At 45.1% G+C, this 20,611-nt stretch carries 19 protein-coding genes; 5 read left to right on the top strand and 14 right to left on the bottom strand.

What is annotated here, in order from left to right:
* Nucleotide 1: 1 nt before the first annotated feature.
* A complete protein-coding gene (locus MFMK1_RS14760) occupies nt 2–1,606 on the bottom strand; it encodes a GAF domain-containing sensor histidine kinase (RefSeq protein ID WP_366922450.1) in 1,605 nt (534 codons plus the stop codon).
* 35 nt (nt 1,607–1,641) lie between these two features.
* A complete protein-coding gene (locus MFMK1_RS14765; RefSeq protein WP_366922451.1) occupies nt 1,642–2,790 on the bottom strand; it encodes an iron-containing alcohol dehydrogenase in 1,149 nt (382 codons plus the stop codon).
* Nucleotides 2,791–3,217: 427 nt separating this feature from the next.
* Here MFMK1_RS14765 and MFMK1_RS14770 point away from each other — a divergent pair, with 427 nt between their 5' ends.
* From MFMK1_RS14770 to MFMK1_RS14780, 3 genes are all read left to right on the top strand, one after another.
* A complete protein-coding gene (locus tag MFMK1_RS14770) occupies nt 3,218–4,381 on the top strand; it encodes an iron-containing alcohol dehydrogenase (protein ID WP_366922452.1) in 1,164 nt (387 codons plus the stop codon).
* Between the two features lie 305 nt (nt 4,382–4,686).
* Entirely contained in the window at nt 4,687–6,411 is a 1,725-nt protein-coding gene (locus MFMK1_RS14775) for an aldehyde ferredoxin oxidoreductase family protein (RefSeq protein WP_366922453.1), read from the top strand.
* An 11-nt stretch (nt 6,412–6,422) separates the two neighbouring features.
* A complete protein-coding gene (locus tag MFMK1_RS14780) occupies nt 6,423–6,659 on the top strand; it encodes a MoaD/ThiS family protein (RefSeq protein WP_366922454.1) in 237 nt (78 codons plus the stop codon).
* A 141-nt stretch (nt 6,660–6,800) separates the two neighbouring features.
* Here the strand turns inward: MFMK1_RS14780 and MFMK1_RS14785 are convergent, their stop codons facing one another.
* From MFMK1_RS14785 to MFMK1_RS14840, 12 genes are all read right to left on the bottom strand, one after another.
* Nucleotides 6,801–7,358, bottom strand: coding sequence for a hypothetical protein (locus MFMK1_RS14785; RefSeq protein WP_366922455.1), 558 nt, complete (start codon nt 7,356–7,358; stop codon nt 6,801–6,803).
* Nucleotides 7,359–7,422: 64 nt separating this feature from the next.
* Complete coding sequence (locus MFMK1_RS14790) at nt 7,423–8,217, bottom strand: TlyA family RNA methyltransferase (RefSeq protein WP_366922456.1); 795 nt, start codon at nt 8,215–8,217, stop codon at nt 7,423–7,425.
* 6 nt (nt 8,218–8,223) lie between these two features.
* The gene (gene dxs, locus MFMK1_RS14795) at nt 8,224–10,128 is read right to left on the bottom strand and encodes a 1-deoxy-D-xylulose-5-phosphate synthase (RefSeq protein WP_366922457.1); all 1,905 of its coding nucleotides are present in this window, start codon (nt 10,126–10,128) and stop codon (nt 8,224–8,226) included.
* A gap of 4 nt (nt 10,129–10,132) precedes the next feature.
* Nucleotides 10,133–10,711: a CNNM metal transporter family protein gene (locus MFMK1_RS14800; RefSeq protein ID WP_366922458.1), complete on the bottom strand. Its 579-nt coding sequence runs from the start codon at nt 10,709–10,711 to the stop codon at nt 10,133–10,135.
* An 884-nt stretch (nt 10,712–11,595) separates the two neighbouring features.
* Nucleotides 11,596–12,486, bottom strand: a complete 891-nt coding sequence (locus MFMK1_RS14805) for a polyprenyl synthetase family protein (RefSeq protein WP_366922459.1) — start codon at nt 12,484–12,486, stop codon at nt 11,596–11,598.
* Complete coding sequence (locus tag MFMK1_RS14810) at nt 12,486–12,725, bottom strand: exodeoxyribonuclease VII small subunit (protein ID WP_366922460.1); 240 nt, start codon at nt 12,723–12,725, stop codon at nt 12,486–12,488. The genes MFMK1_RS14805 and MFMK1_RS14810 overlap by 1 nt, the downstream gene beginning before the upstream one ends.
* Entirely contained in the window at nt 12,704–13,936 is a 1,233-nt protein-coding gene (gene xseA, locus MFMK1_RS14815) for an exodeoxyribonuclease VII large subunit (RefSeq protein WP_366922461.1), read from the bottom strand. Before xseA ends, MFMK1_RS14810 begins: the two co-directional genes overlap by 22 nt.
* Before the next feature lie 94 nt (nt 13,937–14,030).
* The gene (gene gltA, locus MFMK1_RS14820) at nt 14,031–15,422 is read right to left on the bottom strand and encodes an NADPH-dependent glutamate synthase (protein ID WP_366922462.1); all 1,392 of its coding nucleotides are present in this window, start codon (nt 15,420–15,422) and stop codon (nt 14,031–14,033) included.
* On the bottom strand, nt 15,413–16,255 hold the full coding sequence (locus tag MFMK1_RS14825) for a sulfide/dihydroorotate dehydrogenase-like FAD/NAD-binding protein (protein WP_366922463.1): 843 nt from the start codon (nt 16,253–16,255) through the stop codon (nt 15,413–15,415). The genes gltA and MFMK1_RS14825 overlap by 10 nt, the downstream gene beginning before the upstream one ends.
* 335 nt (nt 16,256–16,590) lie before the next feature.
* On the bottom strand, nt 16,591–16,803 hold the full coding sequence (locus MFMK1_RS14830; RefSeq protein WP_366922464.1) for a hypothetical protein: 213 nt from the start codon (nt 16,801–16,803) through the stop codon (nt 16,591–16,593).
* A 92-nt stretch (nt 16,804–16,895) separates the two neighbouring features.
* Nucleotides 16,896–17,762, bottom strand: a complete 867-nt coding sequence (locus tag MFMK1_RS14835; protein WP_366922465.1) for a sensor histidine kinase — start codon at nt 17,760–17,762, stop codon at nt 16,896–16,898.
* On the bottom strand, nt 17,743–18,252 hold the full coding sequence (locus MFMK1_RS14840; protein WP_366922466.1) for a hypothetical protein: 510 nt from the start codon (nt 18,250–18,252) through the stop codon (nt 17,743–17,745). Before MFMK1_RS14840 ends, MFMK1_RS14835 begins: the two co-directional genes overlap by 20 nt.
* Nucleotides 18,253–18,988: 736 nt before the next feature.
* Here MFMK1_RS14840 and MFMK1_RS14845 point away from each other — a divergent pair.
* Complete coding sequence (locus tag MFMK1_RS14845) at nt 18,989–19,504, top strand: C39 family peptidase (protein ID WP_366922467.1); 516 nt, start codon at nt 18,989–18,991, stop codon at nt 19,502–19,504.
* A gap of 89 nt (nt 19,505–19,593) precedes the next feature.
* Nucleotides 19,594–20,604, top strand: a complete 1,011-nt coding sequence (locus MFMK1_RS14850) for a hypothetical protein (protein WP_366922468.1) — start codon at nt 19,594–19,596, stop codon at nt 20,602–20,604.
* Nucleotides 20,605–20,611: the final 7 nt, after the last annotated feature.

The following is a 20,611-nucleotide window of genomic DNA, read 5'->3' on the forward strand; positions in this document are numbered from 1 at the left end:
GTCACACCTCCTGCCGCGCCGGGGGCAGCAATAGTTTAAAAGTGCTGCCCTGATTTTTTCTGCTTTTGACTTCAATACTGCCGCTATGATTTTGAATTATTCCCAAGCTGACTGATAGCCCCAACCCATAACCCTTTCCATCGGCTTTAGTTGTATAAAAAGGTTGAAAAATTGATTCTTGGTCCTGTTGACTAATACCGCAGCCGTTATCGGACACGGAGATAAACACACTTTCCCTATCATCTTGATCAATGATACCTGTTCGAATGATAATTCCCCCATCCTCTTTTCCTTCCAGGGCATCCCGGGCATTAAGAATTAGATTGACCAACACCTGTTCAATCTGCTGTTTGTTCGCAAATATTTCCTGCCGCTGACCGCTAATTTGCTTAGTAATTTTAATTCCCTGCCGGTCCATTTGATATGATATTAAACTTAGTGCTTGGTCAATACATTCGGCCAGAGATACGTTTTCCCGAGGTGCATTGTCCTGGCGTGCAAAGGTGAGTAGATTTTGGATAATAGATTTACACCGTTTGCCACTGTTTACTATATTTTGAGCCAGCTCGTGTCGAGGGTCTTTTTCCATAAGTTCTCTAGCCAGCAGTTGACTGTTGCCCAAAATAGCGGTAAGCGGACTGTTGAGCTCGTGAGCAACTCCCGCGGCCATTTCCCCGGTAGCAGCTAGTTTAGCTGATTGTAGCAGTTGGACCTCCATATGCAATTTCTCCGTCACATCTCTGGCGTATTGAATAACTCCGTAGATTTCGCCCCGGTCATTATGAACAGGGTAGGCAGTGAGGTCAAAGATACAATCTTTTATTTCCTGCCTGTTCTGCCCCGACAACCCAGACTGCAATACCTGACGCGCTAAGCATTCCGGACAGACCTCATCCCTACCCCAGAATACGCGATAACACTTTTCCCCGGTGCGCGGCCGATCCAAATGATAGAAATCACTAGTTGCTTCGTTAACCCGAAGCAGGGTAAAATCTTTGCCGACTAGAATAATTTGTTCGGTGACGGCTTTAAAGGTTTCTTCCCAGCGCAGGTTTGCAAATACTACCTCCCGGTAGAGCCGAGAGTTCTCCAAACTGACACCAAGATGCTCCGTCAAGTGCTGCAAAAACGCCAGATCCCCGCTTGACATATCATATTTCCGACTGCAGCGTACTCCCAAAAGACCCTGGCAGCGCCCTTTCACCTTTAATGGAAAGAACGCCTCCCCGGTGTGGATGTCACAGACACCGCCATGACAATCTGTTTGAATTATCTCAGCGGCTGTTGGCGGTATTACCATGCTGCTCTCAGTTGTTAATTTTCCGCTTTGGCTAATAGTGACCACCGCTGCCGTTGGTTTGGCCTGTTTCAGGTAGATACCAAGCCGAGTAATGGGTATCAACCGACACAGCAGCTGGAATACTTTGCTGAGCATATCCTCCACCGTGGTATCAACATTAATACCCTTGGCCACCTGGTTGAGTATTTCAAGCTGAGCATTCCTCTTTTCAATTTCATTAATTTTTTCTTTCAGTTCGGTGTAATAGCTGAGCTTTGAAGCCCCAACCCCGGTCAAACTGTGTAGAAGTTCTTGCTTTTTCTGCATACTTTATGGCCTCCCCGGTTCATAATTAGCAAGCATCATAAAGCTTCCCGAAACAATCTTTCTATTTCCTGGCGAGACATGTCTCGGGGATTTGTCACCAGACACGCATCTTTAACCGCATTCTCACTTAGTTTGGGAATGAATTCATCAGTGAGGCCAACCTGGCTTAAAGATCGGGGAATGCCGATATCCCGAGCCATTTCTTCCACAGCGGAAATGGCTTTCTCCGCCATCGCTCTTTTGCCAACCCCCAAGCTGCTTTCACCAAATGCTTCAGCAACCTGGGCGTATTTTTCCATAGAAGCAATCAAGTTATATCGCATCACATAGGGAAGCAAAATGGCATTAGCTTCGCCATGAGGCATATCAAGCAGTCCGCCTAATTGGTGAGTCATGGCATGTACTGCTCCCAAAATAGCGTTGGAAAAAGCCAATCCTGCCTGAAGCGAAGCCATAGCCATGGCTTCTTTAGCTTGAAAGTCTGATTGACTGGCCACCGATTTACGGAGAAAGTTTGCGATCAAACGAATGGCATTAAGAGCTTGGACATCAGTGAGCGGCGTGGCAGCAACCGATGTATAGGACTCGATGGCATGGGTTAAGGCATCCATACCGGTATTGGCAGTGAGTTCAGCGGACTTCGTACCCAAGACCTCCGGGTCAATAATTGCAATATCAGGAACCAATGATTTGGAAATAATGGTCATCTTCAACTTTCTCTTTACATCCACAATAATAGAAAACTGCGATACTTCCGCTCCGGACCCCGCGGTAGTGGGCAGGGCAATAATGGGGGGCAGCGGGTGGCTAATCTTATCCACTCCTTCATAACTGCTGATATCCCCTTGGTTACTTACCAAAACAGCCACAGCCTTGGCCGCATCAATGGCACTGCCTCCACCTAAAGCTATTACAGCATCGCAGCCTTTTTCTTCATACAGCTGTCGCCCTTCCGCTACTTCACTGTCCTTGGGATTAGGGGTAACACCGGTCCACATGGTATATTCCAACCCGGCATCCCCGAGCACCGTAATGGTTTTATCAACCCAGCCCGCATCCAACACCCCTGGGTCGCTGACAAGGAATACCTTTCTGGCACCAAGACGACGTGCACTAAAACCAATTTGCTGCAGCGCTCCCCTACCAAAGATTATTTCAGGGGTAACAAATTTGAAAATATCCATATTAATAACCCTCCGTCTTACTATTTACTAGCTTTTATCTATCTTTCGGCGGCAAATACAGTTATTCCTGTCAACAAACCAGGTAACTTGTGCCAAACATTCGGCACAGTCGGCCATTGCATCGGCAATATAGGACAATCCTTCGGTTTGTGAAACATATCACAGCTATTGGAATTTTGCGAACTCCCAGACTATTTGCATTGTTATTGCCGACCTCCGTGGCTTATTTAAGGCATTTATTTGCGTTTTGATATTTATTGGCACGGTGTTTGCGATTACTTTATGGCACATGTTGCTTGACCCTAAACCACAAACCTTTATAAAGGTGGTGAATCATTGCAATACTGCTAGTGGCACCACAAACCCAAAACAGATGTATGCCCAAAAATGCAACCCATGCTTTAGTAAAAATAAGGAGGAATAAATTATGTCTATCGGTGAACAAATATTTGGTTATTATATGCCCACAGTTAACTTGATGGGAGCCGGTTCCGCCAAGCAAGTAGGCGAACAAATGAATGTCTTGGGTGTAAAAAAGGCGCTGATTGTAACTGATGCGTTTTTAAATAAAATCGGCATGGCAGATGATGTCAAAACTAACATTGAAGCCGCCGGCGCCCAGGCGATAATCTTTGATGGCGCCGAACCCAACCCCACAGATAAAAACGTTGAGGCCGGTCTAGTTGTTTTCAAGGAAAATGATTGTGATGTTATCATTTCTCTAGGCGGCGGCAGCAGCCATGACTGCGCCAAAGGTGTCCGCATTGTCGCTGCCAATGGCGGCAATATCAAAGACTATGAGGGTGTTGACCAATCAAAGGATGCTTCCATCCCCATGATTGCCGTTAACACCACTGCCGGTACCGCGTCAGAGATGACTCGTTTCTGTATCATTACTGATACGTCCAGAAAGGTTAAGATGGCTATTGTTGACTGGCGCTGCACTCCAACCGTTGCCATTAACGACCCTATTTTAATGATGAAAAAGCCACCGGCCTTGACAGCTGCCACCGGTATGGACGCACTTACCCACGCGGTAGAAGCTTATGTCTCCACCGCCGCTACCCCGGTTACAGATTCTGCAGCTCTGATGGCCATTAAGTTAGTTGCTGAAAATCTGAGAAACGCAGTAGCTAACGGCGAAAACTTCCCCGCCAGGGATGCCATGGCCTACGCTGAGTTCTTGGGCGGCATGGCTTTCAATAATGCCAGCTTAGGTTATGTTCATGCGATGGCGCACCAGTTGGGCGGTTTCTATAACCTTCCTCACGGTGTCTGCAATGCCATCCTGCTGCCCCACGTAGAAAAGTATAACCTAATTTCTAATCCCCAGCGTTTTGCCGACATCGCTGCGGCCATGGGTGAAAACATTGAAGGTCTGTCTGTGCGGGAAGCAGCCGATGTCGCTCTTGAAGCTATTAAAACACTTTCCGTAGACATTGATATTCCTGCGGGCTTAACCGAATTAGGCGTCAAAGAAACAGACCTGAAAATAATGGCTGAAAATGCTATGAAAGATGCCTGCGCGCTGACAAACCCCAGAACCGCTACTTTAGAAGATATCATTAACATCTACAAGGAAGCACTGTAATTAAGGGATCACTTGGCATTACTCCTCTATATGAGGGCGCTTAAATCGCGCCCTCACTTTTTATGTGCTTGATAATCCTTTAAATGGTGCCTATCTGCACCCTAGACATAATATCAGTCATACTGGCATTTATCTTGCATTATATATTAATACTGCACAATTAGGGAAGTAGTGGACAATGGACAGCCTTTGATACTATAGGGGCTTCCCCTTCCATTATTCTCAGCTCAAGTGTGCCAAAACAGAACAGTTTTTTGTTAACTGTTCCGTTATAAGACAAACAATCTAAGTGGAGGTGTTTGAAAATGAAAATCTACAGGATTGACATGACAGAAGGTAAGGTTGCTGCTGAAGAGGTAGCGGAAAAGTATGCCGCTTTAGGCGGCCGCGGCTTGACTTCCCAAATCATTGCCGACGAGGTCGACCCAAACTGCCATGCCCTTGGCGGCGGAAACAAGCTGGTCATCGCACCGGGACTCCTTTCCGGTACTAGTGCACCCAGTTCCGGCCGTTTATCGGTTGGTACCAAGAGCCCCTTAACCGGGACCATCAAGGAATCCAATGCCGGCGGTACTGCTTCTCAAAAGCTTGCTAAGCTGGGTATAAAGGCTATTATTATCGAAGGCCAGCCCAAGGACGGAAAGTTCTATACCATTAAAATTACCAATGACGGCGTTCAATTACTGGATGCTGCCAAACTGATAGGCAAAAGAAATTACGACGTGGGTGACTTAGCACGTGGTGATTTCGGAGAAAAGGTATGTGTGATGTCCATCGGGCCTGCCGGTGAATACAAGGTCTCCGCAGCCTCCATCGCAGTAACTGACGGTGAGGGTCGCCCGGTACGTCACTGCGGCCGCGGCGGTACAGGCGCAGTGATGGGCTCCAAGGGCGTTAAAGCCGTCATTATCGATGATGCCGGCGCTCCGGGAGTAGAAGTTAAGGATAAGGATAAATTTAAAGAAGCAGCCAGAGACTTCAGCAAAATGCTCCTTGACCACCCGGTATGCGGCCAAGGCCTGCCCACATATGGTACTGCAGTATTGGTAAACATTCTTAACGAGGCCGGTGGTCTTCCCACTAAAAACTTCCGTTCAGGGCGTTTTGACGGTGCGGATAAAATCGGTGGCGAAGCAATGTACGATATAATCAATGAACGCAAAGGTAATCCAACCCATGGATGCCATCCCGGTTGTGTCATGCGCTGTTCCCAAGTCTATAATGATAAGGAAGGCAATTACCTTACCGCCGGTTTTGAGTATGAAACTATCTGGGCATTCGGAGCTCACTGTACTATTGATGACTTAGATGCCATTGCCACCTTGGACCGCCTTTGCGATGACATCGGCGTGGACACCATCGAGATGGGCGTAACCGTCGGGGTGGCCATGGAGGCAGGTATTATCCCGTTTGGCGACGCAGAAGGCGCTATTGACCTGCTGCAGCAGGTCGGCGAAGGTACACCGCTGGGCAGAATTCTCGGTAACGGTGCATCCTTCACCGGTAAAGCGTACGGCATCACCCGAGTTCCTACTGTAAAAGACCAAAGCATGCCGGCTTATGACCCGCGGGCGGTTAAAGGTGTCGGCGTCACATACGCCACTACTACCCAGGGTGCAGACCACACTGCGGGCTATAGTGTTACCGCAAATATCTTAAAAGTGGGCGGAAACGTTGACCCCTTAAACAAAGAAGGCCAGGTAGACCTGTCCCGTAACCTGCAGATTGCCACTGCCGCTGTGGACAGCACAGGTCTCTGCTTATTTGTGGCCTTCGCAGTATTGGATGAACCTAAAGCACTACCGCGGGTGGTGGATATGCTTAACGCTCAATACGGCCTCAGCCTTACCCTTGATGATGTAACTGCTTTAGGGCAATCAATACTAAAAGTGGAAAGAGATTTCAACGCAAAGGCCGGTTTCACAAAGTCTCACGACCGTTTGCCTGAATTCTTTAAGGAAGTACTTGAACCCCACGGCACCACTTGGGACTTCACAGATGAGGAGCTTGATAATCTTTACAACTTCTAGGTGGGATTATAGTGGAATTAGAAGTACGTCTCTTTGCTAATTTGCGTGACAATTACCCAAAGGAATCTAAGGGTGTGCTGACGCTCAGTATGCCGCAAGGCAGCACCGCAGCACAGCTCGTTCGACAACTGAATATTCCCAAAGACCTGCCGTTAATAATTTTAGTCAACGGTCGGCGTCAGCGGGAAGATACATTATTGAATGACGGTGACCGGGTGGGTATATTCCCTCCGGTTGGCGGCGGATAATAATTAAGGGGCAGCACCTTTTATCAGGGTGCTGCCCTTGTTATTACTCTTTCTAGCTATATTTTTCGATTTTGATATAGAAGCGTGTTTCTACTTTATTCCCTGCGAGATTAATCTTTGACCAATTTAATGCCAATCGCTTTAGTCACTAGTATTCGAGCGCACGGGCCTATTTAGAAATAACCACAATATCTGACCCATGAGCAATGTTATTCCGACAACCAGGAAAATAAAGAAAACCCAAAAAGCAATACCTAACCCCTGCCAATTACCAATGATAACCTGCATACGAGCGTAACCCACGTAAGAAAGCAGCACCACTGCTGCTGCATTTATAAAGCGGCAGCCATTTAATGCCACCTTGACTGTCCCTTGGGCCCATTCATCAAAGGATGTCGCTGAGACGGCTGAATTTCCGGTGGGCAAATCATCATCTAGGCTTCTGCGTCCAATCCATATTATCGAAGAAAATATCACAAACAACACTAGCGCCGCTAATCCGTAAATATTAATGCTCCACCATGACTTAGCAATATGGCCGGGAATTCTCCCCCCCATAGTCAGCTGAACTGGCATTGACTGGGGTATATAAGGAGCAAGCCGATTAACCATATAAAAATTCCACACAATTATCGCTGCCAAAACTATTTCATCACGTACCTTGGGTATTTTCTTTTCATCCACCTTAATAATGTCCATCACCCCCAAGGATAGTATAACCCCGGATGCAGCCAATCAATCCAGAAAAAAACTGCTCAGCGGGTCATACATCCCGATGAGCAGCAGAAACAACCTCTTTAGTATTAGGATTTATTTGGCCATTTGCACTTACCCCTAAAAAAAGCAGATATTCTATATTTCCCTCGGGACCACGAATAGGCGAATGTTTCAGACCCAATACATGAAAGTCCAACTCCCTGGCACATTCGAGGATATTTTCTATCACTTCCCTATGGACATCCGGGTCACGCACCACTCCCTTTTTGCCCACCTTTTCTTTACCCGCTTCAAACTGGGGTTTGATTAACGCAACTACTTGACCTTCCTCTTTTAAGAGAAAAGGTAAAGCAGGCAATATCTTCTCTAAAGAGATAAAGGCCACATCAATCGTAACCAATCCAACCTTTTCCCCTAACTGTTCAATATTTAAGTATCGGGCATTGGTTCGTTCTAGACATATTACTCTCGGGTCCTGACGCAGTTTCCATGCCAACTGCCCATAGCCCACATCCACTGCGAAAACCTTAACAGCACCATATTGCAGTGCACAATCAGTAAAACCACCGGTAGACGCGCCAATATCTAAAACCACTTTACCTTCCAATTTCAATTGGAATGCTTCCATTGCCCCTGCTAACTTCAAACCGCCCCGACTGACATAAGGAATTGCTTCTCCAATAATACGAATGGCAGCACTATCGTGCACCTTGGTTCCTGCTTTATCAACCTTTTGTTCATCTACCAACACCTGGCCAGCCATAATATTGGCCTTCGCTTTTTCCCGACTGGGGAAAAACCCCCTGTCAACTAACAGCAGGTCCAGCCTGACTTTAGCCATCTGACTCTAACCCCTCTGCCTGACTTGCCTCAGATTTATTCCGGGAAAAAATCGTTCTACAACGGTCCGGCTGATTCCCGGAGCATCAAGACCGTATTTTGCCCGCATCATACTTTGACTTCCTTGCTGGACAAATTCATCAGGCACAGCTATATTAGAAACATCCGCGTTAATACTGTGTTTAGCCAACATTTCCAGTACCGCACTGCCAAAGCCGCCGGCCAGGACATGCTCCTCAACGGTGACGACCTTTCCGGTCTTATCTATTTGTTTTAATATTAAGTCCTCATCTAATGGCTTAACAAAACGGGCATTAATAACAGCAGCGGAAACGCCCTTAAGAGCCAGTTTTTCTGCTGCTTCAAGGGAAGGATGTACCATATTGCCGATAGCGACAATGGTGATATCTGTTCCATCGCGCAACACCTCGCCTCTGCCAATGGGTAATTGCTGCAGATCCCCTTCCATGGTGACACCTATTCCGGAACCTCGAGGGTATCGTAGGGAGATAGGTTCATTATGTTCGACCGCTGTATAAAGCATATGCCGTAGTTCATTCTCATCCTTTGGTGCCATTATTGTCAGGCCGGGAATATTTCGCAAATAAGCAAAGTCAAACAGCCCTTGATGGGTTTCGCCATCATCCCCGACTATACCGGCCCTATCCAAAGCGAATACCACCGGCAGTTTTTGCAAGGCTACATCATGGAGCACTTGGTCATAAGCACGCTGAAGAAAGGTTGAGTAAATGGCCACTACCGGTTTGTAACCACCTGCAGCCAATCCGGCACTCATGGTAACCGCGTGCTGTTCCGCAATACCTACGTCGTATGTTCTATCAGGAAACTCCTGCCCGAAAGCATCGATACCTGTCCCACCCGGCATGGCAGCCGTAACGGCGATCACCTTATCGTTTTCTCTGGCTATATCCCGCAGGGCATCACTAAACACCTGAGTATAAGATGGAGCACCCTTGGTTTTCACTGTTTTCCCAGACTCAATGTTAAAAGGCCCGATACCATGGAATTGGTCGGGATTTTCCTCAGCCGGCTGATATCCTTTACCCTTGGTAGTCAATACATGTACCAATACAGGGCCTTTAATGGACTTGGCACTAGATAAAACAGACTTGAGGCTGGTAAAATTATGCCCATCCACCGGTCCCAGATAGGTAAAGCCCAGCTCTTCAAAAAGCATGCCCGGGACAACCAGATACTTGAGGCTGTCCTTTACCCGTTCCATCACTTTTAGTACTCTACTGCCCACTGATGGCAACCGCTTTAAGAGATTTTCAATATCTTCCTTACCCTTATAATACATAGGGTCAGAACGCATTCTGCTTAAATATCCGGACATTGCCCCTACATTAGAAGCAATAGACATTTCGTTATCATTAAGAATAACAATTAAGTTAGTTCCTAAGTGTCCTGCATGATTCAGAGACTCGTAAGCCATGCCGCCTGTGAGGGCACCATCCCCAATCACGGCCACTACATGGTAATCTTTCTTCTGCTGATCCCTGGCCAAGGCAATGCCCGTGGCCGCAGAAATGGATGTGCTGCTGTGCCCGGTATTAAAAGCATCATGGGGACTCTCCTGAAATTTCGGGAAACCGCTGAGACCTCGGTACTGCCTCAGCGTTTCAAACGCTTCCTGCCTGCCGGTAAGAAGTTTATGTACGTAAGATTGGTGTCCCACGTCAAAAACAAACCTGTCCCGAGGTGAATTAAACATTTTGTGCAGGGCTATTGTTAATTCCACCACCCCCAAATTAGGGGCTAAATGCCCGCCGGTGCGGGAAACGGTGGATATCATTTCATCCCTGATTTCAGCTGCCAGTTTAATTAAACTTTTGTTATCCAACTGGCGTAGGTCATCGGGGTTTTTTATATTTGGCAAAATGTCGGCCACAAAATCACCTTCTTTTTCCGTTTGAAAATAGTTCCACCTTGAAGATTCTTTCCCACCAAAACAATAGCTTGCCCACCTGAAAGATAATATCTTCAGCCCTTTCAATGGCCAAAGATTTCCCTATAGCTTTGCCGCCCACGGTCAATGCAGCAACAATGGCGGTCATTACCGTACCTGCATATACCTGCGGGCCTGTTACCTGTGCCGTCAATAAGCGCAACACGATAACCGCACCTATGGCCCCGCTCAAAGTTCCAGAAATATCACCAACTACATCATTGGCGAAACTGGCAACCACATGGGAATTACGAATCATACCCAATGCCTGCCGAGCTCCCGGCACTCTTTTCGCTGCTTTAGCGTGGAAAGCTCGATCTGAAGCCACCGTTACAGCTACGCCGATAATATCAAACAGCACCCCCAACAGTATAATTAGGGCCAAAAGAATAAAAGCTAAAATCAATGATGTAATGTTGTCTAAAATCTTCTGGGAAATAAAACTGGCAAGTATTGCGATAAAAAAGGTACTAAAAGCTATCAAGAACCCGTGAAGGTGAAGACTGCGTTTTTTATTGTTTCCCAACAACATCCGCTCCATTCACTTTCCAGAGGTTCGGAATATGTAACAGATTGGTGGTAGCTAAGCAGGTAAACGCTGTGGCTTAGGTCCAGCAGGTTTTCCCAACCAGTCACCCGGCGTTGCCACCGCGGCGGTTTCCCTTTAAGACCGGTTCTGCACCGTCACCGGTTGCAGGGCTGGATTACCACTTAGCACACACTTTAATCCCTGCCTAGCTTTGCTCTCTATGGCAAACAGTCTAGGAGTTTTCCTCTACAGTAACCCGACTTCTAGCCTCTTTTGCAGTGTTGGTTTCAAAACAGGTCTCCGGACATATGGCCACTTATCCCGGTCGCCTTTGCGTTTATCCACCAACACCACTCAAGGCAGGCTACACTGCACCCAGCACTCTTCGCACCACATGCAGGTTTCTATCCCAAGCCGTAACACCTTCTCGCTGGAAGGCAACCACGTACTTGGGTCTCCGCGGGGGCGGGGTCAACGCCTACATGCCCTTGTAGATCGCCCCATCCCCCTTAACTCCCAGCACCAACCCCCGACGGGGCGTCGGCAGCCAGCACCAGGAACTTCATCGATGTGCCCGTGACGGATTTTTAGGCCCGCCTTCAAAGTCGGTATCCTGACTAGAATACTGCACCACCTTGTTTAATATCATCTGTGAAAGTTCAGGTAAAAACTGCATGAAGCCATGAAATGATTACCTCATATCTCACAAACGGTAAGACATTGCTTATTATATACAGGAATATAGATTATATCACGAATTAGAACAGTCTGCAATAATCTGCAATAACTTGACAAAAAGGTGCCTGACACCATTTTGTCAAGTTATTGCCATATATTGAAAAATGGCACAAGAAGACTATTCCTTCCCGGCCATTTCTATGCTAGTAACTTCTTGTCAGGAGAAATCTAGCCAGTTGGCGCAGCGGCTCTGCCTTTACGGTAAAATGCCGCAATGAGTCTACTGCCTTGGCTACATTCTCTTCCGCCATTCGGTAAGACATTTCCAAGCCGTATAAGGCCGGGTAAGTCGCTTTAGCATTTTTCTCATCGCTGCCCACCGGTTTACCTAATATCTTTGCTTCACCTTCTACATCAAGTATATCATCTGTAATTTGAAATGCCAAACCGAAATACTGCCCGTATTTATCCAAAGCGGCCACTTCCGAATCGCCTGCACCGGCCAGTACCGCACCAGCGCATAATGCGGCGCGGAACAATGCCCCAGTCTTATGGTTGTGGATATATACCATGTTATCTTTATCCGCGGGCTTGCCTTCCGCTTCCATATCCGCCACCTGACCGCCCACCATCCCGGCACAACCAGAACCTTGAGCTGCAATACTCACCACCCTAGCCACCGCCGCAGCAGAGACACCGGGTACTGATAAGTTTGCGCTGATAACTTCAAAAGCGCGGGTCAACAGGGCGTCACCGGCCAAAATCGCCACCGCTTCACCATATACCTTATGACATGTGGGCTGGCCCCGCCGTAGGTCATCATCGTCCATAGCAGGTAGATCGTCATGAATAAGGGAATAGGTATGAATAAATTCAAAGGCACAGGCAGTTGGCAGCACCAATTCTTTATCCTTTCCCACGCTTTCCGCCCCGGCCATTACTAGAATCGGACGAATGCGTTTTCCGCCGGCGAAAACGCTGTGACGCATTGCCTTGTGTAAAATATTAGGGAACTCTTCCTCCCCCGGCAGGTAACGGTCCAGTTCTTCATTAATCAATTTTTGTCGTTCTGATAGATATTCGTTAAGGCGCACTATTCCTCTCCATCCTCTGCAAATGCTGCCAATCTGATTTCGCCATTCTCATCCAAAAGAACCTTCATCTTTTCTTCTGCCTGATTTAACCGTTTACTGCAAAGCTGCAGCAGCGCCACTCCCTCTTGAAAATCCATCAAGGCCTCTTCCAAGGTGGCATCACCCTGCTCAAGTTTATTGACTATCACTTCCAGCTTTTCTACAGCGCTTTCAAAGTTTATGTCTTTGGTTTCTGCCACGGCAGTTCCTCCTTCACCTTCTCTATGGTACAATCCACTGCCCCCCGGGTCAAAAGAACCTCCACCTTTTGGCCTGGCAAGAGCTGTACAGCTTCGGTGATTACGGTACCATCCGACTTACGGCAGATAGAATAACCACGGCCCAACACCTTTAATGGGCTGTAAGCATCTAAATCTGCAGCCAAGCGGGCAAAATGAATTTGCCTTTCTGACAGTAGTTTCTGCATTGACCTACCCAAATCCTTTGCCAAAAGATCTATTGTCTGGTGTTTATCCTGAAACAGTGTTTGCGGTGATTGAAATACCTTTCGTTGGGACAAATACGCCAAACGTTGTTTCTCGGTACGCAGTTTTCCCTCAACCGCCTGATGCAGCCGCCGGGATAAAGTAAAAAGTCCCGCCTCTAATTCCTGATAATTAGGCACCGCCAATTCAGCAGCTGCTGAAGGAGTCGGAGCGCGCTTATCCGCTACAAAGTCGCTGATGGTAAAGTCTGTTTCATGGCCTACGGCGGAAATAACCGGTATCACGGATTGGTATACCGCTCTAGCAACAACCTCAGTATTAAAGGACCATAACTCTTCCAAGGAACCGCCGCCGCGGCCCATAATGATAGCATCCACATCAGTATGCCGATTAAGCATATCCAACGCCCGGGCAATTGCCGCGGGGGCTTCCCACCCCTGAACTGCCGCCGGTGATAATATCAATTCAACCCTGGGAAAGCGGCGCCGGATAACATGAATAATGTCCCTGAGTGCTGCCCCGGAGATAGAAGTAACGATACCGATTTTGCGAGGCAAAACCGGTATCGCCTTTTTATCAGCAGCAGCAAATAATCCTTCTGCTTCAAGTTTTGATTTTAACTGCTCAAAAGCAGCATATAAACTGCCATAACCATGAGGTTCCATGTCTTGAACATAGAACTGATACTGGCCCCCTTGAGGATAGACCGACACATAACCGTTAGCCAAAACCTGCATGCCATTCTCCGGACGAAAAGCCAAGCGACTGTTGCGCCCTTTAAACATTACGCAGCGCATACTGCCGCTGTTGTCTTTCAGCGTAAAATACATGTGTCCCGAATTATGGTGCTTAAAATTAGATATCTCACCTTTTAGCCATAAACCTGTTAAATTCGGGTCTGCTTCCAGCAAACTCTTGAGGTAATTATTCAGTTGACTGACGGTTACAATCCGTTTATTCTGCACTGCGCTTAACGGCCTCCAATGTATTGAACAACAGCATGCTAATAGTCATAGGCCCCACATCTTTATTTAAGTTCGTGTCTCAATTCAATAATATCTATGCTTTATTCTTCAAATACTCATCAATTGCCTTAGCTGCCTTCTTACCGGCACCCATAGCCAGGATAACCGTTGCCGCTCCGGTAACAATATCGCCGCCGGCAAAAACACCTTCCTTGGTAGTAGCACCGGATTCTTCATCGGCTTTGATGGTTCCTTTTTTGTTCAATTCCATGCCCGGGGTGGTTGTGGGAACTAAGGGGTTAGGACCCTGACCAATGGCCATAACTACGGTATCCACTTCCATAAAGAACTCCGAGCCCTCAATAGCAATAGGCCGGCGCCGTCCGGAAGCGTCTGGTTCCCCCAATTCATACTTGACACAGGTCATTCCTTTCACCCAGCCGTCGTCGGTAGCCACGATTTCTGTCGGACTGGTGAGTAGCTTAAACTGCACCCCTTCTTCTTCAGCGTGGTGTATTTCTTCAGTCCGAGCCGGCATCTCCTCGGCTGAACGGCGATAGACGATATATGACTCTTCGGCACCCAAACGCAGTGCGGTACGGGCACCATCCATAGCCACATTGCCGGCACCAACCACGGCCACTTTCTTACCAACTTTTATTGGCGTGGCATATTCCGGGAATTTGTAGCCCTTCATCAAATTTGTGCGGGTAAGAAATTCGTTGGCGGAATAGACTCCGTTTAGGTTTTCACCGGGTATATCCATGAAATATGGTAAGCCTGCACCGGTACCGATAAATACTGCATCGTAACCTTGTTCCAACAATTCATCCACGGTGCTAATCTTACCAATTACAGCGTTAGTGCGAATGTCCACACCAAGTTTACGGATATAGTCGATTTCCGTCTGCACCACTTCCTTAGGCAGACGGAATTGGGGAATACCATACATCAATACTCCGCCTGCTACGTGCAATGCTTCAAAAAGAGTCACTTGATGACCCAATCGTGCTAAATCCGCTGCCGCTGTCAAACTAGCCGGTCCGCCGCCTACCACAGCCACCTTTTTACCGGTGCTCGCAGGCACTTCCGGCGGCGTAACGCCCTTATTTAATTCATAGTCAGCGGCATAGCGCTCCAAGCGCCCAATACCCACCGGCTCATTTTTCTTGCCCAATGTACAGTACTTCTCACACTGACTTTCCTGAGGACAAACCCGGCCGCAGATGGCAGGCAAATTGCTTTTCTCCTTGATTTTGGCAATAGCACCATCATAATCTTTTTCTTTCATTTTTAGAATAAACGCGGGAATATCCACTTCCACCGGGCACCCTTGACGACATGGCTCATTTTTACACTGTATGCAGCGCTCCGCTTCTTTCAGAGCCATTTCCTCGGTATATCCCAATGCCACTTCATTAAAATTCCTGCTTCTTTCTTGGGGATCCTGTGACGGCATGGGTGTCTTTTCCTTGATTATTGGCATCCGCATCCACCTCCACAACTAGCTGCAGCTTCTGCTCTTTTTTCTTCATCCTTAAAAATTGCCAAACGGCGGATAGCCAAATCCCAGTCAACTAAATGACCGTCAAATTCAGGACCGTCCACACAGGCAAACTTAGTCTCATTTCCAACGGAAACCCTACAAGCACCACACATGCCGGTACCATCCACCATAATCGGGTTCATGCTGACGATAGTGGGGACCTCATAAGGCTTAGTGGTACCCGTCACTGCCCGCATCATTACCACGGGACCGATAGCCCATACGTGCTTAACGTCGCCTTTTTCCTCAATAACCTGCTTTAATAAATCAGTAACAAAACCCTTGTGACCATAGGAACCATCGTCAGTGGCTACCAGCAGAGTATCACTTACCGACCGCATTTCATCTTCAAGAATTAATAAATCCTTAGAACGGGCGCCGATAATGGAAATCACTTCATTGCCTGCTTCTTTGAGCGCTCGGGTAATCGGGTAAAGTGGCGCAACCCCTACACCGCCGCCCACACAAACAATACGTCCAAAATTCTCAATTTCGGAAGCTTGTCCCAAGGGACCAACGAAATCAACAAGACTGTCACCTTCATTAAGAGCACCGAGCTTTTTAGTGGTATAACCGATTTCCTGAAAGATAGTGGTTATAGTCCCTGCATCGCGGTTATAGTCGGCAATTGTCAAAGGGATCCGTTCCCCTTCTTCATCAACACGCAGAATAATGAACTGCCCCGCCTGCGCCTTGGCCGCTACCATTGGTGCTTTAATTTCAAAGAGCTTAATGGTTGGAGCTAAGACCTTTGTTGCAACAATTTGGTACACTTAAATTTCCCTCCTCGTTTAGGTAAATTGTAAATTGTACATATCATAACAGTATTCGCACCAAAATCTTTAATTTCCTGCTAAAGCTTTGGAAAAAGTCTCACTTTTCACAAACATCGTGATCTATACCAAACATAATGTCAGACAACAAGCCACCGTTCCTGATGGGCCTCCTGGAGAAGGCCACACCCTACTGAAAATCAAAACCGCCGGAGAATGGGCCCGGCAGCAGTTAAATTGATTTTTGAAAATGGTTTTTATATCCTTTTGCCCGTTCATAGCACAGGCCGCTATTAAGGTCTTCCGTCCAAAGAATGCTAACCCTAAGTTCTAACTTAAATTCCAATCCCTTGCATTATTTTATCTGCTTTAATTACTATAGTATCACCTAGGGATGTCAGCATAATCGTCTGAAAAAACAAGCCCATTGATGCAGCCATTATTAAAGATAACAAATTTTTGTCACTCGCTGCAGCTACAAAAACCAACATGATATTAAAGCTAAACACCCAGAAGCTATAAGCCCTTTTATATAACGCCGCCAGCACAATCAAGCCCGTTCTGGCAATGACACTTGCTGACTCTTATATAATTTAGAGATTATTACCGCAGATGTCTTTTCCATATTAAACATCTTTTCCTATGCCTCCAGCCTATGTTTGGGTATCTCTATTTTTAATCTGAATAGACTGTCCTGAATATCAAGCAGCATTTCACCATCCAACTTTTCAGTCAATCTTTTTATAATCGCAAGGCCGTCTCCCGTATGCTTACTTTTCCTGGTAGAAAAGCCTGCAGAAAAAAGCATTTCCGATGTAAAAATCTGACTTTGAGTAAAGGTATTGGTAATTTCAATAATATAATCTAAGGGGTCGTCACCAATTTGTACTGTAATCACCCCTTGGGATTGCTCCGGCATTGTTTCACACGCTTCTATGCCATTATCCAGTGCATTTCCTAATATGGAGACCAGGTCAAGTACGTATCTTTTGTCGCTTTTAATCATTGTACTGCATTTAAAGTCCACTGAAATATTTTTTTGCCTAGCTTCGGTAACCTTGGAAAAAAGAAGTACATCCAATTCTTTTAGACCTGTCTCGATGCTAATCATACTGTCATCTAAAGACTTTACATACTGAGATAAATAACCTTCCAGTTTTTCGTATTCTTTCTCTTTTGCTAAGTTAGAAATAACGCTTAAATGATTTTTAATGTCATGACGGTGCCGGCGGTAAAGGCGGTTTTGTTCCTGAATATGCTCAAACTTTAAACGCATTAGTCTATGCTGCTCTTCCTCCAAACCGGATGTATATAACTTTCGAATCAGAAAAATGGCGGCAATAATCAAAAAAAAGGTCACTATGCCAAAAATCAGCTCAAGAATATCGTCATTATTCGGCTGCAAAACATTATACCTTTTCATGAAGCTGTTATTGATTAACAGAACAATTAACGCCAACTGAGTTATATATAGTATAATCACAGCTTTATAATAATTCCTGGTCATGGTTCCACTCCTGGTCAGCTAATTGCTGTGGTTTGTTAAATAGAGATAGTTGGTAACGGATAATAACAAAAACTATAATAAAAGCAACCACAAGTTGAGGAATAAACCACAAAAATTGTAAAGTAGTATTTTCCAGCACCACAGCCGGATTGCTATGGTAAATAGACTGCAAAAGTTTAATGTTGAAAAACTCAATTATTAAGTAAATAATGGTTGACAGTATGACAGCTATAATCCTTTTAAACCAATCACCCATTTGAAAGAAAGTTAAAATTACCACTAATCCTGCGTTATAAAAAAACACATTTACGACATAACTAGCGGCGAAATGCCGGATAATATGGGCTGCTGCGCCCATGAGCAATCCTATCAAAAATACCTTTTTCCATGAGACTTTTAATCCCATTAAACTGCAGGCCAGCCAAGTTATAGCCACGGCTTCCGGTATGGAAAATAATAAAGTTTGCAGTACAGTCATTTTTCCCATCATGTCTCACCTACCTGAAAATTTCCTTGAGCCTAGTTTCGAAATCTTGATAAAGTCTTTTTGACAAATATGCAGTATACTCTTTTCCTTTAAACATGGATTCCCGGTAACACATAACGATATAGCTTTAAACCCTTGATACAACAGCATAGTTGACTCGTTAGGTGTTTAAACACATAACGATGTATACGAATACATCATATTGCTACAAGCCTTGCAAATAAAGCGATTGAACAATTCCTCGTTATGTATATGCGGGAATCTAGGTTTAAAGAAGATGATGAACGAGGCTCATGTAGAAGGGTCCACCAGTTGTCTTCCGTAATCATGGCCCGGATAACCAATACTCCCCCTCCTCTCGGTTGTCGAAGAATAGTTAATAATATCTATTTTCCGTATTTTCCATTTATATCCTGCCCCTTTTAAAAATATCCTATATATTAAAACTCACCTCCATTTATTTAGATTCAAAAAAGTGTCTTTTCGTTCCCGAAAATGACACTTTCGTTCCGTAAATCACATTTTTCCATTGCCCTATGCTACCATGAAATTGTAATAATTCGGAAAAGAAACCATTGATAGAGACTTAACCCCTAATGAAATTTCTGCTGCAAACGAAAAAGATGCTAAGATTAAGGCATACTTCAATTCGGGAAAACATAAGGCTAATGCAAGAAAAAACCTGGTTACTAAAGACGGGCAATTTTCTGTTCAAGCTTATAATTCGTTAGCAGTACCGATGCATCAACAGGAAACAACTTATTGGTGTGGTCCTGCAAGTGCTCTGCAAGCCATAGATTATATTATTGACAATAACGTTCCGAGTCAACAACAATTGGCCAATGAATGGGATCCCACAAATAATAAGTATGGGATGAATACTGATTTATATCATGGTACCACCAGTCCAGATATGGCTCGCGCCATGAATCATTGGATAGATACAACTTGGTATGTTGCCCGTGCAGAAGATAACTATGAGAACCTTTGGGCTAAACTTGTTTTTGCAGTTGATTATAGACATCCTGCAAATATTCTTGTTAATACACAGACTCTAAGTTGGTATAATGGCAAAGAGCTTACCCATTTCTTAACTGTTAGGGGATGGCATGACTGGAGTTCGGGAGAAAGAGAAGTTGATTTGGTTGACCCAAACTGGAATGACACTTACTTTGGTTACCAAAATTATGAACCCTATGATAATGTTTATAGTGCCGTTAATTCGCAAAGTTGGCGCGAAAATATTGTATATTAAACAGTTGAACCGCCATAAACTGAACGTTATAAATGACGACCCAGAAGACCAGATTAGTCATTACTAGATTATTGTTGGGGGCAAGCAAAGTGAAAAAAAGTATTTTATTTATCCTTACAATTTGCACGATACTTACCGTTTCTTCTTGTTACACTCCTCTGGAACAGAAAAGTTTTGTTATTAATAAGTTTGAGGTTAATACACACAATTTCAATGCAGCACAACCTGACATAAGTAATGGTAATTTGGTATGGGCAGGAGGTAATAATCGGGTATCTAGTAGTATATACCTATTGGACAAGGTATTTTTATATGATCTTGACACCAAGCAAATTACTACATTATTTCATACGCAATTTAATGGACAAACCGACGAAACTCAGATTAATAGTAAATGGGTTTGCTGGACAGATTGGAATGGTGAAAAAGGGGCTGTTTGGAAAATATATGCATATTCGCTTGAAAGGAAAAAACTCTATAAAATTGCTTCAGGTCAAAGTGACTTAAAACCAGACCAGAACACTCTTCCTAGGTTGACTCTATCCTCCAATGATTACTTAGCATGGTTTCAGACTAGCAACGCAGATGAAATATTGCAACGATCTTTAAAATTATATAATATTGAAACACGTGAAGAAAGGGATATAGCACTAGTTAAGTCACCTAAAGCAATGCCGAACATATCTAGAAAATATCTTGTTTGGTCAGAAGATAAAACTATTTTTGTTTATTCTTTAAGCAAAGAAAAAGTAATAGAAAAAATTATTACAGACCAACTAGCAATGTTTCCAAAAGTAAACGATGAATATGTGATATGGAATGAAGTTGGTGTATACCCCTTACTAAAAATGAAACGGATAGGGGAAAAAAAGAAAACTGACATCTTTACCGGTTCAGTATTCTTTTTTGATATTGGAACAGATTATATCGTATGGCAGTCAAAGCCGAATGGATCTATATTCGCTTATTCGATATCTAGAAATAGTACAGAAACAATTACATCATCGGGATTGTTGCCTTATATCAGAGGTAACAACCTAATTTGGGAGACTAAGGGTAAGGATAATAAGGTAATCTTTCACGTTGCAAAGCTGTTTTAATATAACT

Source organism: Metallumcola ferriviriculae, from assembly GCF_035573695.1.
Classification (GTDB): Bacteria; Bacillota; JADQBR01; order JADQBR01; family JADQBR01; genus Metallumcola; species Metallumcola ferriviriculae.